Source organism: Streptomyces cavernicola (genome assembly GCF_029968035.1).
Taxonomy (GTDB): domain Bacteria; phylum Actinomycetota; class Actinomycetes; order Streptomycetales; family Streptomycetaceae; genus Streptomyces; species Streptomyces cavernicola.
Window position 1 is genome coordinate 322,019 of the sequence record NZ_JASCIQ010000001.1, and the last position, 14,826, is coordinate 336,844.

A 14,826-nucleotide genomic window follows, 5' to 3' on the forward strand; every position below is an offset into this window, starting at 1 on the left:
GCCTGGAGGTACCGGACCCCCGGCGCTGTGCCGGGGGTTACTTCAAGAGAAGCACAGCGCACAGCACCCCCAAGCGATTCCTGCAAGATCTTCCTTTTGCGCATTTGTGTCGCGCCTAGAAGTCCCCCAGGTTCAACCGCCGCGCCTCTTCAGCTGCCCGGCGCTCGGAGGTGGCGCGGGTATAGCGGTCGATCATGTCGCGGCGGGACCATCCGGCCATGGCCATCAGCCCGCCCTCAGACCCCCCTGCCGCCAACCACCGTCCGGCTGTCGTGTGGCGGAGCACGTGAGGGTGAAAGCCCTCGATGCCAGCTACCGCTGCCCGGCGCTTGAGCGCCTCGTACAGCCCGTCATAGGTGAAACCCTTCCCCCGGTCCCCGAGCCACACCACTGGCGTCTGGGCGAGCCGATGGGTCCGGCGGATGCGTAGGTACCGGTCCAACGCCCGAGCGGTCTGATCGCCGAAGGGCACCACCCGGCCCTTGCCGCCCTTGCCGCGCCGGACGACGGCCGTGCCCTGCTTCAGGTCAAGGTCGCCCATGGTCATGTCGATGACCTCCCCTGCCCTCGCACCCGTCTCGACCATGAACCTCACGATGGCCTCATCCCGACGGTCACGCAGATCCCTGCCCGCACAAGCCTTGGTCAAGGCCCTCAACTGCTCATCGTTGAGTGCAGGGACGACCTTGTCGTCGAGTTTGGGTGGCTTCAGGGTCACGAGCTGATCCGCCCTGATTTCGCCCTCGTCGGCCAGCCAGGCAGAGAAGCGCCGCAGTGCAAGCTGACGACTGCGGGCGGTAGCCGCCTCAGCCCCGTCTGCGATCAGCCCCGCTATGAATGCGTTGACGGTAGGCCTGTCGAGCCGGGGCTCAGCGCCAACCCGCACTGCCCATCGGAGGAAGGCGCGGACGCCGTCTCCGTAGGTCTTAATCGTCTGGGCCGACTTACGCTCGGCGGCCAGGTGCAGCGTCCACGAGTCCAGAAAATCTGAAATGTCCGAACTATCCATGGCCTCAGCCTACGCCCGTGATATCTGGAGTAGAAGCGCTGTGCTGCTAGAAAAAACGCCCCTGACCCACGAATCCGCAGGCCAGGGGCGTCTTGTAGGGGTTGACCTAGTCGAGGTAGTCGCGCAGCACCTGGGAGCGCGACGGGTGACGGAGCTTCGACATGGTCTTGGACTCGATCTGACGGATGCGCTCACGCGTCACGCCGTACACCTTGCCGATCTCGTCGAGGGTCTTCGGCTGACCGTCGGTGAGACCGAACCGCATGGAGACGACGCCCGCTTCGCGCTCGGACAGGGTGTCGAGCACGGAGTGCAGCTGCTCCTGGAGGAGCGTGAAGCTGACCGCGTCGGCCGGGACGACGGCCTCGGAGTCCTCGATGAGGTCACCGAACTCGCTGTCGCCGTCCTCGCCCAGCGGGGTGTGCAGGGAGATGGGCTCGCGGCCGTACTTCTGGACCTCGATGACCTTTTCGGGGGTCATGTCGAGTTCCTTGGCCAGCTCCTCCGGGGTGGGCTCGCGGCCCAGGTCCTGGAGCATCTGACGCTGCACGCGCGCGAGCTTGTTGATGACCTCGACCATGTGCACCGGGATACGGATGGTGCGGGCCTGGTCGGCCATGGCGCGGGTGATGGCCTGACGGATCCACCACGTCGCGTACGTGGAGAACTTGTAGCCCTTGGTGTAGTCGAACTTCTCGACGGCGCGGATCAGACCGAGGTTGCCCTCCTGGATCAGGTCCAGGAAGAGCATGCCGCGGCCGGTGTAGCGCTTGGCCAGGGAGACCACCAGACGGAGGTTGGCCTCCAGGAGGTGGTTCTTGGCGCGGCGGCCGTCCTCGGCGATGATCTCCAGCTCACGCTTGAGCTTGGGGGCGAGCTTGTCGGCGTTGGCCAGCTTGTCCTCGGCGAACAGTCCGGCCTCGATGCGCTTGGCGAGCTCCACCTCCTGCTCGGCGTTGAGCAGCGGAACCTTGCCGATCTGCTTGAGGTAGTCCTTGACCGGGTCGGCGGTGGCGCCGGCGACGGCGACCTGCTGCGCAGGCGCGTCGTCCTCGTCGTCGTCGGAGAGGACGAAACCCTTGGCCTCGCCGCCGGTTCCCTCCTCTTCCTCGCCGGGCTTGCCCGGGGCCGGGGTCTCCTCGATCGGCTCGTCGGCGACGAGCAGGTCGTCGTCCTTCTTGGCGGTCTTCTTCGCCGCCGTCTTCTTCGCGGCGGTCTTCTTCGCCGTCGTCTTCTTGGCCGTCGTCTTCTTGGCGGCGGCCTTCTTCGCGGGGGCGGCCTCTTCGGCCGTCGTCTCTGCGGCTGCGGAGACGGACGCGGCGGTGGTCGCCGTGGCCTTCTTCGCGGTCGCCGTCTTGGCCGCCACGGTCTTGGTGGCGGTGCGCTTGGCCGGACTCTTCGCTGCGACGCTCTTGCGGGGGCGCTTCGGCGACTCCGCGGCACTGACCATCAGCGTCACACCCTCTTCCTCGAGGATCTGGTTGAGGCTGCGCAGAACGTTCTTCCACTGAGTGGCCGGAATCTGGTCAGCTTCGAAGGCCCGACGCACGTCATCGCCGGCGATCTGCCCCTCAGCCTTTCCCCGCTCGATGAGCGCCATCACAGACTGGGACTCGGCGATCTCCGGCGGGAGCGTACGGGATGTGCTGGCCGACACGAACAACCTCTCGGAACGATGGAAACGGCTTCCGGCCCCGTCCACTGTGGACCGGAGCCGACTACCGACGGCTGGGAATTGGCCGACGGCACGGGCGGGGGCGTCAGAGCTGCTACAGCGCCGCGAGCGGCGGCTGTATTCCCTCCTCGGCTGTCACCTCTTAGGTCATCGCGCTACCCCGAGGAGCGTTACGCCCAATCTGCGTGGCCCGAGTCACATCCCGTAACCATCGATAACAACAGCTATGAGACATACGCCCTCAGATACGGGTGCCCAAAGCCGAGCGCCGCACTCCTGTTTCGCCCCGAGTCCGGGCGGGACGGGGCTTCACGCTTGCGGGCCGCCGGACCCGACCCGGGCCCCGACGGCTCCGCCACTGCGACCCGCTCCCCTGAACGACTCCGCCGGCCCGACCGCCGCCGACACCAGTTCCCTCACCCGTACGGCTCCGCCCTGGGTACGGGCCGACGGCAGAGCCACGCGGCCGGGACGCGCAGCGGGAGCGCACTGCCGACCCACGGCTTCCTGTCGTTCGGCACGAGAGCTCGGCCCGTCCGTGCGACCTGGCGTGCACGATGCCGCACGGAACGTGAGCGCGGAAGGGATACGCGGTCGCCTTCGTGTCCGCCGTACGCACCTGGCGCACGCGTCGCGCGGGCAGTTCAGTGCTCGCGGGGGGCCGGGACCACACGCTCCACGTCCGGGTGGACGGTGAGCAATTGACGCATCGCGGTCTCGGCGCCGACGCCGTCCGCGGCGCCGAGGGCCTCGACGATGCGCGCGTGGTGCGCGACGGCCGACTCGGTGGGCCGGTCGCAGCCGGTCACCGGACCTCCGGACACCTGCAGCGCGGCCGAGACGATCCCGGAGAGGTGCTCCAGCATGCGGTTGCCCGCGACCTGGATGAGCAGCGAGTGGAACTCGGCGTCCGCGCGGGCGAACGTGACGGAGTCACCCTGCCCGAGGGCGTGCCCCATGATCTCGACCATGTCGACCAGGCGCTGCTGTACGTCCTCACGGCCGTGCCCGGCTGCGAGGCGGGCGGCCAACGGCTCGATCGTCCAGCGCAGCTCGCTCAGTTCTCGGCGCTGGTCGTCCCGCTGCGGGCCGAAGGCGCGCCATTCGATGATGTCCGGGTCGAGCAGGTTCCAGTCGCTGACCGGTCGCACGCGCGTGCCGACGTTGGGGCGGGCGCTCACCAGCCCCTTGGCCTCGAGGACGCGGAGCGATTCGCGGACGACGGTGCGGGACACCTCGAAACGCTGTCCGATCTCCTCGGGTACCAGCGGGCGGTCCGCCCCCAGGTCGCCGGAAACGATCATCTGGCCGAGTTGCTGGACGAGTTGGCCGTGCAGTCCGCGGCCGCGGCTGCCCGCAGCGCGCCGGCCGGCGCGGTTCAGATCGGGATCCGAACTCTCCCAGGAGGGAACGCCGACGCGGCCGGTGGCGTGGGCCTCCGCGTAGGGGTAGCGGTCGAGTTCGCCCGGTCCTGCGAGGCCGGTGTCGGCGGAGCGGGCGGCGGTCATCATGGTGTGCGCAAGGGTACTCACGGATCTTTTGTCGGCTCAGCGCTCAACCCCCTTGAGGTCTTTGGTGAAAAGCACACGAAAGGGTGATCGCCTACCTCGCCGCAATTGACGCCTTATCCGACAGAAACGACTCTCCTCCCGTAATCCTGCGGGCAGTTGTGCACAAGCGCTGCAAGGGAAAGCGCGGCACGGCACTATCGCGCTCTGCTTCGCAGCCCCGTCAGGAGGTACGCGCACAGCAGTGCGGCCAGACTCAACAGCAGTGCGCTGCCTACGGGTTGAGCGATCATGTGCACCAGCTCCGCGACGAACCGGTCTCCCTTGGCGGGCCATTGGACGATCGTCACCTCACGCAGCCTTTCCGGCAGGCCCGCCGCGGACCGCGCCGCCGGCTCGGTCAGCAACCTCTCCACCACGGGCACGAGCACGATGGGTACAGCGAGGAGCGCCGCCAAGCCCGCTGTGGTGGACCGGAAGACGCCTGCCGCGAGGAGCCCCGCCCAGGAGCAGGCGACGCTGAGCGTGAGCCAACTCGCCGCCATAGCAGGCCAGTCGACCGGGAGCCGCGTCACTTCCTCGCCATACACGACGTGCAGCACCAGCCCGTCACCCAGGATGGTGATCACGGCGAGCAGCACCGCAACGACCGCGCAGACCATGAGCTTGGCGACGAGCAGGCCGAGTCTTCGCGGTACGGAGCCGCGATCGGCGGCGAGGGCGGGGTGCCGGAACTCGTCCCCGAACGACAGCGCACCGAGGAGCCCCGCCCCCATCGCGGCCGGGGCGAGCGGGAGTTCGTACGGCCAGGCCGCAAGCGTCCGGGGCAGCGGGGTGTGACCGGTTCTGGCCAGGAAGATCGCCATGACCGCGGAGACTGCGACGACCAGGAGCGCCGTCACATAGCCGGTACTGATACCGGCGGCCCGCCGCACCTCATAGCGCAGGGGACGCAGCGGGCTGCGGGCAGGGCGGGCCGTGATGGGTGGCGGGAGGAGCGGGAGTTCCGCTCCTCGGCCTTGAGTTGCCCCTGCCGTGAGTTTTCTGAACTTGTCGAGAACGGATGTCGGGGTGGCGGGGGCTGTGTTGTGCGCGTCCTGATCAGCCTGTGCGTGGCCGGTCGGTGTCGGTGCCCCGGCAGAGCCGATCGGGCCGGAGGGCACTGCTGCCCCCTTCGCCCCCTTCGACCTTGACTGCTCCGTCGACGCCCTCGGCTCCGTCGCGAGGGAGGATCGGGCCGGGCCCGAGTCTCCGATCTCATCGGCGAGTTGGTGAATGAGCACCCCGTGCTTGAAGGCCGTCTCCCCCACTTCGGCGCAGTTACTTCCGTACACCGAAAGCCTGTTGCCGTCCTCACGGACCACTTCCAGCGAACGCCTGCCCGCGCGCGCCTCCTTGGTGAGCAGCACACTGAGCCGTGCGGCATGCGGGGAACGGACGGCGACGCGAGGCCGTAGCCGGGTACGCGAGAAGTCCTCGACCTCCTGGTCCGCCACCAGCTTGCCCTGTTCGATCGTGACGACGCGGTCGGCGACCTCCGCCGCCTCCTTGGCATCGCTCGTCGTGAACAACACGGTGCCGCCCTGCTCCGCGTGGGCCCGGAGCATGGTGTGCATCCAGCTGCCTTCACGGGCGGAGAGGCCGTCGGCGGGCGAGTCGAGCACAAGGGTGTGCGGGTCGGCCAGCAGTGCGCACGCCAGGCCGAGCCTGCGGTCCATTCCGCGCGACAGGTTGCCGAGGCGCTCATCGCGGAGGCTGACGAGGCCGACGACTTCGAGCACCTCGTCCGCCCTGGACACGGGAACGCCTGCGGCCGCGCACAGCATGCGCAGTTGACCTCGCGCGGTGCGTCCCGGGTGCCCCGGCACCTCGCCGAGAAGCACACCTACTTCACGTGCGGGATGCGCGATGCGGTGCAGCGGTCGCCCCCTGAAGTACGTGACGCCACGGCCGGGTTGCAGTTCGAGCATCAGTCGCAGGACCACGCTCGTGCCGGCGTCGGCGCCGCCGAGCAGGGCCGTGACCTGGCCGGACCTCGCGTCGAAAGACACGTCGTCGACAGCGGGCGGCAGGTCCCGACGGGGATTGCTGGTCAATCCGGTTGCCTGGATCATCGCTTCTCTCGCGGAAAGTGGCGACCGCTCGGCGGCCGGTGGGCAGTCCGCCTGATCGGGGACGGACAGACCCCGTGAGTACTTCAGCAAGATAACCCTCCATTTCCGGCTTTTCGGTCAAATTCGGCGTCCCGGGTGTGCCCATCACCCACCCTCAGCTGGTCCTGTACGCCCAGGAGTTCGCCCATGTGTACGGCGCAATTCGCACACCGCACGGGCCGTGATGCGCGAGGCGTGACGGCAGGCTGCCCACCGCCGTACGACGCCACAGAGAAGGAGGCGAGAGCTACGAGCCCAGCCACGCGAGAGCGTGACGACAAGAAGGCGTGACGACATGAGGGCGTGAGGGCGTGAGGGCACCCCAGCCAAGACATAGCGCTGGGTTCAGCCTCGCCTGGCCTTTACGGAGTTGAGCGAAAGGTTGGTGCCGTTTGAGGGCAGGCAGGCTCGGCAGTTGGTGAAGGCGACGCATTGCGGTGCCCTGACATGGCAGTTCACCGAACGATGGAGGCTCGTGGCGACCAGACCTCGGTCAGGGGGTCAGACCTCGGGGCGCAGCATCGGCGGGTTGAGCAGTGTGGCTCCGCCGGCCCTGAACAGCTGGGCGGGGCGGCCGCCCTGGCGTGTGGTGGTTCCGCCCGTGGGCACCAGGAACCCCGGCGTGCCGGTCACCTTGCGGTGGAAGTTCCGCGGGTCGAGCGCGACACCCCACACGGCCTCGTACACCCTGCGCAGCTCACCCACCGTGAACTCGGGCGGGCAGAACGCTGTGGCAAGCGACGAGTACTCGATCTTCGACCGAGCCCGCTCCACGCCGTCCGCGAGGATCTGCGCGTGGTCGAAGGCGAGCGCTCCCGTCTCCTCGTCCTCCGGCTCGAGGAACGTCTCGACCGGCGCCCACCGCGCGCTGTGCGCGTCCCCGCCCGCCTTGGGAGCGGGCAGGTCCGGCGCCAGCGCGAGATGCGCGACGCTCACGACCCGCATACGAGGGTCCCGCTTCGGATCGCCGTACGTGGCGAGCTGCTCGAGGTGTGCTCCGTTGCCCGGATCCGGGGCAGGCGTTCCCGGGTCGTGCGCAGACAGACCGGTCTCCTCCTCCAGCTCCCGGGCGGCGGCCATCGCCAGGTCCTCGTCAGCCCGCACGAATCCACCGGGGAGCGCCCAGCGCCCCTGAAAGGGCGCCTCACCCCGCCGGACCGCCAACGCGCAGAGGGAATGCCGACGCACAGTCAGCACCACCAGGTCGACGGTGACAGCAAAGGGCGGGAAGGCCGACGGGTCGTAGGGCGACATGCCGTGATCATAGTCGTCTGCCTGACGATAAACACTCCCTTCGCTACTTCGTCAGTGATCATCCGACCGAGCGCCGACGCATGGTGGCCGATTCCCGCCCCCTTGCCGCCGCTCCTTTCCCTCTCACTGCCGCCCTTAGGTCCGAACCACCCGAGCGCGTCTCACCAGTCGTTACTGTCCGCCTCACCGGTCACTGACGCCCACGCTTCTGATCACCTCCCTTCTCACCTCCCTTCGAGGATCGGGAGCCGCCGGATCCACGCGCCGGGTCGCTCTGGGAGCTTCGGTCGTCCGGCCGGTAACCGACAGCCGGGGCGTCGGCCCACTTCGTCGACTTGGCCGCCGGCGGCATGATCAGGTTTCGGCGAAGCCGTCGGGGCAGCGGTACGCCACTCCGCCCGCCGGGGCGCGGCCGAGCCCTGCGCCGAGCCCTTGATCCGGCGGAGGCGGGACGCCTCGACTTGGACCCCGCTGCACGCGGCAGGTGATGCGCTGGACGCGCAGCGGCCTCGGCACCGCCCTCCTTGGACGACTCCGGCTCAGCCGGCGAGGTCCGCGGCTGACCGGGCGCTGCCGGTTCCGCGGGTGAACCGGCCAGGTCGGTGGGGCCGGCGGCAGCACTCGGGGATTCCGTTGTCGAGCGCCGGTGTGTGCAGCGCTTCTTCTTCTGATCCGGCACCGACTGCTCGTACGGCAGGGTGAGTTGAGCACCCCGGCCATGCGCACGCTCCCGCGCCGCGCTCTTCGAGCGAGCCTTGTGCGCGGAAGCGGATTGAGCACCCCGCAGTTCGGCACGCAAACAGCGACGGACCTCCTCCACGTCCAGCCCCTGATTGCAGGCGTGATGCAGGAGTTGAGCAAATGTGTAGCGAGGGTCGAGATCAAGGGCGAGGCCCAGCGCGACCCGAGCCTCGGGTTCGTCGTCGAGCGACCAAGCCACCCAGCCCGCAAGCGACAGCGGCGCCGCGGCGAATTCCATGTACGGCGCGACGCAGCGGCGCGCGAGTGCTCGCCAGAGACGCAGTGCGAGGGCGGCCTCTTCGCCCTCCATCCACTCGGCCGCCCTGTCCCGAGTCTCACGCACCTGCAGACCGAGGAGCAGATCGGCGCCTTCCCTGTCCCCGATCAGCTGGTCGTCCCGGCGGTCGGACTCCAGCGTCCCGCCCGAAGGAGGCGCCTTTCGGAGCCTCTCCATGATGCGTGCCGCAGACTCCAAGGTCTCCTCGGCGACGCGATCGCCGTCATCGTCCATGATCATGCGAGGGACCAGCGCCGATGCGGCCGCGTCGAGTGCGCTCTTCCGACTCTCCGCGGCCGCCCCGCGCGGGGGTGCGAACCGGTCCTGCATCTGATGCAGGCTGCCGGGCATGGGAAGTCCCGCGTACGTCGCGGCCGCCGCGGTGACGGACGTGCCCGGCAGGGCCATCGGGGTTCCCGTGGGCGGACAGCAGCGGGCGTCTGGGCAGACGTACGACCAGTAGCGGCCTGCGGAGAGGCAGAGGGCCTCCTCGACCTTGATCCCGTGGCTGCCGCAAGTTGCCAGGAGTGCCGCGGCGAGCGGCCGTAGCCTCTCCATGGTCTGTTGTGGGGTCTCGTTCTCGCGGGGGTCCTGACAGAGATAGACGACGATGCCGGCCGGCCGTCCGACGTGACTCTCGCTGCAGGCCACGAGGCAGGCGACCAGCTGCTCCGCGATCCCCGGCCAGTCCTCCGTCTCGTCCGGAATGCCCAGCCGGACGCGGCCGCCGAAGCCGAGCCCGCTGCGGTGCCTGGCCGCGAGGACCACGCTGTCGTCGGGATGGAAGCCCATCAAGTAGGGGAGAGCGTCCGCGAGTTCGGCCGGTCCGGGCCTGGTCGGCATCGGGTTGGCAGAGCCGTCTGGGGCTTCGAAGTGATTCGTCATGCCAGGACTCTGTCGCGGATTCCCGGGCTCCGGTTTTGCTGTGGATAACCCTGACCGTGCACACGTCATAAGTTATCCACAGGTCGACGGGCCCATTCGCCGAATGTCAGAGCCATCGGGTTGCATGGACGCATGAGCAACGAAGAACTCCGCACGGAGGCCGACGCCGTACTCGCCCGTCTCGTCGGCGACCAGACCGGCCGCGCCCGGCTGCGCGAGGACCAGTGGCGGGCGATCGAGGCGCTCGTCGCGGACAAGCGGCGGGCCCTCGTCGTGCAGCGCACGGGGTGGGGAAAGTCCGCGGTGTACTTCGTCGCGACCGCATTGCTGCGCGCCCAGGGCGGCGGCCCCACCGTCATCGTCTCGCCGCTGCTCGCGCTCATGCGGAACCAGGTGGAGGCAGCCGCGCGTGCAGGCATCCACGCGCGCACGATCAACTCGTCCAACACCGAGGAGTGGGAGACGATCCAGGCCGAGGTGGCGGACGGCCAGGTTGACGTGCTCCTTGTGAGCCCGGAGCGCCTCAACAACCCCGATTTCCGTGACGAGGTGCTCCCCCGCCTCGCCGCGGCCACCGGCCTGCTCGTCGTCGACGAGGCCCACTGCATCTCCGACTGGGGCCACGACTTCCGGCCCGACTACCGCCGGCTCCGCACCATGCTGGCCGACCTTCCGTCCGGCGTGCCGGTCCTCGCCACCACGGCGACGGCGAACGCACGCGTCACCGCGGACGTCGCCGAACAGTTGGGCACGGGCGGAGGAGCGGGCTCGGACGCCCTGGTGCTTCGCGGCCCGCTGGACCGGGAGAGCCTGAGCCTCGGGGTGCTCGAACTTCCTGATGCGGCGAGCAGGTTGGCCTGGCTGGGCGAGCACCTCAGCGAACTGCCGGGCTCGGGAATCATCTACACACTGACGGTCGCGGCAGCCGTGGAGGTCACCGCGTTCCTACGGCAGTGCGGGCACACCGTGTCCTCGTACACGGGCAAGACCGAGAACGCGGACCGCCAGCAGGCCGAGGAGGATCTGCTCGCCAACCGTGTGAAGGCCCTGGTCGCCACATCGGCGCTCGGCATGGGATTCGACAAGCCCGACCTGGGATTCGTGGTCCACCTCGGCTCCCCCTCCTCCCCCATCGCCTACTACCAGCAAGTGGGCCGCGCCGGCCGCGGAGTCGAGCATGCGGAGGTGCTCCTGCTGCCGGGCAAGGAGGACGAGGCGATCTGGCGGTACTTCGCCTCGGTGGCGTTTCCGCCCGAGTCCCAAGTGCGCCTGACCCTGGACACGTTGGCACATGCGGGCCGCCCCCTCTCCCTGCCCGCCCTCGAGCCCCTCGTCGAACTGCGCAGGACCCGGCTCGAGACGATGCTCAAGGTCCTGGACGTGGACGGCGCGGTCCGCCGGGTCAAGGGCGGCTGGATCTCCACCGGCCAACCCTGGGCGTACGACGCGGAGCGGTACGCCTGGGTCGCCCGCCAACGCGAGGCCGAGCAGCAGGCGATGCGGGACTACGCGACGACGTCGGGGTGCCGTATGGAGTTCCTGCGGCGCCAGTTGGACGATGAGGAGGCGGTGCCGTGCGGGCGCTGCGACAACTGCGCGGGGCCCCGCTTCGAGACAAAGGTGTCCGCCGCCGCACTCGACGCGGCCAAGGGCGAACTCGGCCGAGCCGGAGTCGAGGTGGAACCGCGCAAGATGTGGCCGACCGGGCTCACGGCCGTGGGAATGGACCTCAAGGGACGGATCCCCGCCGACCAACTCGCCAGCACCGGGCGGGCCTTGGGGCGGCTCTCCGACATCGGCTGGGGCAACCGGCTGCGCCCCATGCTCAGCCCGCAAGCCCCGGACGGCCCGATTCCGGACGATGCGGCGCGTGCGGTGGTCGATGTCCTGGCCGACTGGGCGAAGGGGCCGGGCGGTTGGGCCTCGGGCGAGCCCGGCGCCCTGCGCAGACCGGTCGGCGTCGTGGCCATGCCGTCCCGGACCCGGCCGCAGCTGATCCAGTCCCTGGCGGGTCACATCGCCACGGTCGGCCGCATGCCGCTGCTCGGCTCGCTCGCCTACGTGCCGGGGGCGGACCAGTCGAGCCCGCCGCGCAGCAACAGTGCACAGCGACTGCGCGCCCTGGACGGCACGTTGACGGTTCCGGAGGAGTTGGCCGTACAGCTGCGGCAGACGGGAGGCGGGCCGGTGCTCCTCGTTGACGACTTCACCGAGACCGGCTGGACGCTCGCGATGGCCGCCCGGCTGCTCCGACGGGCCGCTGCGGAGGGGGTGTTGCCGCTGGTACTGGCCATTCAGGCGTGAGTCACGCGTCGAACGGTGCTGTGGGGGAAGGGATATAGGCGGCGCTCCCGCTGATTACGGGCAACGGCGTCGACTGCTCGTTGCCTGGTGCCGCTGGGCGGGCGAGAATTGGGGCTCGCTCCCTGCACGGCTCGCCCGTGGTCCGGCAGTGCTGTGCCGCGGTGCGCTCCCGACCGTCCGACCCCGCCCGCAGGTGTGGGCGTGTAGCCGAAGGGAGGACCGTGACCTTCGGATTCGCTCCGTCCGCAGCGGCATCGAAGCCGGGGGCATCGCAGCCCGCTGAGATGTCCGACTCCACCAGCAATGAACTGGCCCGTGTACTGGAACCCGCCGAATGGGCAGCGGCGGGGATCCCGCTGCTGCGCGATCCGCGTGAGGTCGTCAGCGGCCTGCACCTACGGCATCTGCCCACGCCTGAGACCGCGGTGGTTGCGGTGCTCGACCAGGAGGAGCGGCTTCGGGCGAGCGCCTCGTTCTCCAGGCGCGCGACGGGAGCGGACGGCTGGGTGAACCGCAACGCCCTGCTGGCGCAGCTGCGTCGAGTCATCCCGCACGATCTGCGGCGCCGTACACCGGTCCGGACAGCGGTGTTGCTGTACTGCCGCGAGGGGGACGCGCAGTGGACTCAGGAGGACGGGGCGTGGATGTGGGGGCTGCGGGACGCCTGCACGTTGCACGGCTTGAGGTGCGGTGCGTACATCACGCTGACGCACGGCGGCTGGCAGGTGCTCGGCGAAGGGCGCGGCGGGAGAAGGCCGCACATCGGCTCGCTGCCGGGGCAGGTCGAGGGCGGCTGGCACCTGGAGGAGCCGGATGAGAGGGCTGGCGCGGGAGCGGACGCCGCAAGGAAGGAGCAGGAGCAGATACGACGGCGGCAGGAGCGTCCTCCGTCGGTGGAGCAGAGGCTGCGGGCCAACGGCGCGGCGGTACAGCCACTACCGCAGCCGCCGGCACAGACAAGGGGCAGCTCCGGAGGTGGAGCGGCGCAGAGGCTGCGGCGAGGCGCGGCTCGCTGAGCCGCGCGGAGTGGTGAGCCGCCCGGAGTGGTGAGCGGGGTTGCGAGCAGGTGGTGAACGGACCTGCAGGGTGGTGAACGGACCTGAGGCCGCGCGGTGGGCACGGACCTTCAGGCAGGCGTTCACACGGCCGGGCAAGGAGCCAGGCGCCTGGAAAGGATCCCGGAAGGATCCCGGCACTTGGAGTGGCGCACCCCGGAAGCACACAGGTACCCCGAAGAACCAAGGTGCCCTGGAAGTGCTCAGGCACCCCCGAAGACCAAGGCGCCCCGGAAGCACTCACGTGCCCCGGAAGTGCTCAGGCGCTCCGGAAGCACTCAGGCACCCCAGAACCACCCGGCTGCCCGGCAAGCTCGGCCTGACAGTACGGCCGCACTCACCCGGCACGGACCGGGTGCCGTCGACGCTCCGGAGGGCGTGCAGAGACGCCGCCCCCACGAGTGGCGCCGATCGGCGACCCGGGTGTCGGGATGCCGGACCCAGGTGTCGAGGTGTCAGACCCCGGCACCCAGAGCCGAGTTGATGCGCTGCGGGTCGCCGCAGACGATCAGCAGGGCTCCGGCACGGCTGAGCGCGAGCGGCAGAGCGGTGACCGCTTCGTTGTCGGAATCGCCGTTGACGGCGACGACGACCACGGAGCGGCTGCCCGCTCGGGCGATGTCCGCTGCGGCGGCGTAGAACACGTCGTCGCGGGCATCGTGCTGGGCCCAGTAGGCGTCCGCGCCGAAGGACAGCTCGTGAGCTGCCCAGGGGTGCGGGTCGCCGGTGGTGATCACCAGGATCTCGCCGGGCTGGCGACCGCTGTCGAGCAGCAGGTCGACCGCTTCCTCCGCGGCGTCCAGCGCACCGTCGGCGGAGGCCGGGATCAGCTGGATCTGCGGAGTACCGGCCGACTCGCTCGCGGCGGCACGCGCGGACCCCTGGGCCGGCACGGTGGCGGGCGCAGCGGGGGCCGGCTTGGCGGCGGGAGTGGCAGTGGGGGCAGCCGGGCCCGGCTTGGCCGGGGTGCGCTGCGCGGGAGGCGTAGGCCTCGGGGGACCCGGGCGTCCCGGTCGCGGCGGTGCCGCGGGGCGGGGGCCGGGTACGGGACGGGGGGTCGGCGCGGTGCGGCCGTTGGCCGGAGTTGCGCGGGGACCCTGGGCGCTCTCGTGAATCTGAGGCTCCTCGGGAATGAGAGGCATGAGTGGTTGTCTATCAAACGCCGGTGCGCACGGCACCGGCGGGTGGCACATGAGTGCGACCGGCAATGGTGTCAGAAATCGAAGCCGAGTTGCCCCTCGATTTCCGGGGTGCCGCCGCTGAGCACCGGTACGCGGTTCTTCTTGAGATGCCGCCACTGGGGCAGCGCGTCGAGATAGGACCACGACAGCCGGTGGTACGGGGTCGGACCCCGCTCCTCAAGCGCCGCCTTGTGCACCGGCGAGGGGTAACCCGCGTTGGCGCCGAAGGCGAAGTCTGCGTGTTCGGCGTCCAGTTCGGCCATCATGGCGTCGCGGCTGACCTTGGCGATGACCGAGGCCGCAGCGACGGCGACGCAGGACTGGTCCCCCTTGATGACCGTACGGACCTTCCAGGGGGCGCCGAGATAATCGTGCTTGCCGTCGAGGATCACCGCGTCCGGGCGGACCGGCAGACCTTCGAGTGCGCGCACCGCGGCGAGGCGGAGCGCTGCGGTCATGCCGAGCTCGTCGATCTCTTCCGGAGAGGAGTGACCGAGCGCGTAGGCGGTGACCCAGTCCCTCAGCACCTCCGCAAGCTCGTCGCGTCGTTTGACGGTGAGGAGCTTGGAGTCGGTGAGTCCGGCGGGCGGCCGCCTCAGTCCGGTGACCGCCGCGCAGACGGTGACGGGCCCGGCCCAGGCGCCCCGTCCCACCTCGTCGACCCCGGCGACGAGCTTCGCTCCGGTGGTTGCCCGAAGGGAACGCTCGACGGTGTGGGTGGGTGCTTCGTACGGCATGGCGCAGACAGGTTACGCCGCCCGGTGGGCGCTGCGACACCCCGGTT

10 protein-coding genes are annotated in these 14,826 nt (G+C 69.8%); 2 read left to right on the forward strand and 8 right to left on the reverse strand.

Annotated elements, in window-relative coordinates; genetic code table 11:
- Nucleotides 1–115 precede the first annotated feature (115 nt).
- The 6 genes from QIS96_RS01400 to QIS96_RS01425 form a co-directional block, all read right to left on the reverse strand.
- On the reverse strand, nucleotides 116–1,009 hold the full coding sequence (locus tag QIS96_RS01400) for a tyrosine-type recombinase/integrase (protein ID WP_282540442.1): 894 nt from the start codon (nucleotides 1,007–1,009) through the stop codon (nucleotides 116–118).
- A gap of 106 nt (nucleotides 1,010–1,115) precedes the next feature.
- Nucleotides 1,116–2,666, reverse strand: a complete 1,551-nt coding sequence (locus QIS96_RS01405; RefSeq protein WP_282540443.1) for an RNA polymerase sigma factor — start codon at nucleotides 2,664–2,666, stop codon at nucleotides 1,116–1,118.
- A gap of 662 nt (nucleotides 2,667–3,328) precedes the next feature.
- Complete coding sequence (locus QIS96_RS01410) at nucleotides 3,329–4,216, reverse strand: FadR/GntR family transcriptional regulator (protein WP_282540444.1); 888 nt, start codon at nucleotides 4,214–4,216, stop codon at nucleotides 3,329–3,331.
- Between the two features lie 173 nt (nucleotides 4,217–4,389).
- The gene (locus tag QIS96_RS01415) at nucleotides 4,390–6,306 is read right to left on the reverse strand and encodes an ATP-binding cassette domain-containing protein (protein WP_282540445.1); all 1,917 of its coding nucleotides are present in this window, start codon (nucleotides 6,304–6,306) and stop codon (nucleotides 4,390–4,392) included.
- Between the two features lie 540 nt (nucleotides 6,307–6,846).
- Nucleotides 6,847–7,599, reverse strand: a complete 753-nt coding sequence (locus QIS96_RS01420) for an NUDIX hydrolase (protein WP_282540446.1) — start codon at nucleotides 7,597–7,599, stop codon at nucleotides 6,847–6,849.
- A 190-nt stretch (nucleotides 7,600–7,789) separates the two neighbouring features.
- A complete protein-coding gene (locus QIS96_RS01425; RefSeq protein WP_282540447.1) occupies nucleotides 7,790–9,502 on the reverse strand; it encodes a DUF4192 domain-containing protein in 1,713 nt (570 codons plus the stop codon).
- A 132-nt stretch (nucleotides 9,503–9,634) separates the two neighbouring features.
- Between QIS96_RS01425 and QIS96_RS01430 the strand changes: the two genes are divergently transcribed.
- A complete protein-coding gene (locus QIS96_RS01430; RefSeq protein WP_282540448.1) occupies nucleotides 9,635–11,806 on the forward strand; it encodes a RecQ family ATP-dependent DNA helicase in 2,172 nt (723 codons plus the stop codon).
- Nucleotides 11,807–12,027: 221 nt separating this feature from the next.
- Entirely contained in the window at nucleotides 12,028–12,822 is a 795-nt protein-coding gene (locus QIS96_RS01435) for a hypothetical protein (RefSeq protein WP_408907091.1), read from the forward strand.
- Nucleotides 12,823–13,316: 494 nt separating this feature from the next.
- Here the strand turns inward: QIS96_RS01435 and QIS96_RS01440 are convergent, their stop codons facing one another.
- Together QIS96_RS01440 and QIS96_RS01445 are read right to left on the reverse strand one after the other, a co-directional pair.
- Entirely contained in the window at nucleotides 13,317–14,003 is a 687-nt protein-coding gene (locus tag QIS96_RS01440; RefSeq protein ID WP_282540449.1) for a hypothetical protein, read from the reverse strand.
- A 71-nt stretch (nucleotides 14,004–14,074) separates the two neighbouring features.
- Entirely contained in the window at nucleotides 14,075–14,779 is a 705-nt protein-coding gene (locus QIS96_RS01445) for a ribonuclease HII (protein WP_282540450.1), read from the reverse strand.
- Between the last annotated feature and the right edge of the window lie 47 nt (nucleotides 14,780–14,826).

Coding starts and splice junctions, on each gene's coding strand:
- QIS96_RS01425 (WP_282540447.1), bottom strand. CDS start 9,502: ATGACGAATCACTTCGAAGCCCCAGACGGCTCTGCCAACCCGATGCCG.
- QIS96_RS01445 (WP_282540450.1), bottom strand. CDS start 14,779: ATGCCGTACGAAGCACCCACCCACACCGTCGAGCGTTCCCTTCGGGCA.
- QIS96_RS01415 (WP_282540445.1), bottom strand. CDS start 6,306: ATGATCCAGGCAACCGGATTGACCAGCAATCCCCGTCGGGACCTGCCG.
- QIS96_RS01420 (WP_282540446.1), bottom strand. CDS start 7,599: ATGTCGCCCTACGACCCGTCGGCCTTCCCGCCCTTTGCTGTCACCGTC.
- QIS96_RS01440 (WP_282540449.1), bottom strand. CDS start 14,003: ATGCCTCTCATTCCCGAGGAGCCTCAGATTCACGAGAGCGCCCAGGGT.
- QIS96_RS01430 (WP_282540448.1), top strand. CDS start 9,635: ATGAGCAACGAAGAACTCCGCACGGAGGCCGACGCCGTACTCGCCCGT.
- QIS96_RS01400 (WP_282540442.1), bottom strand. CDS start 1,009: ATGGATAGTTCGGACATTTCAGATTTTCTGGACTCGTGGACGCTGCAC.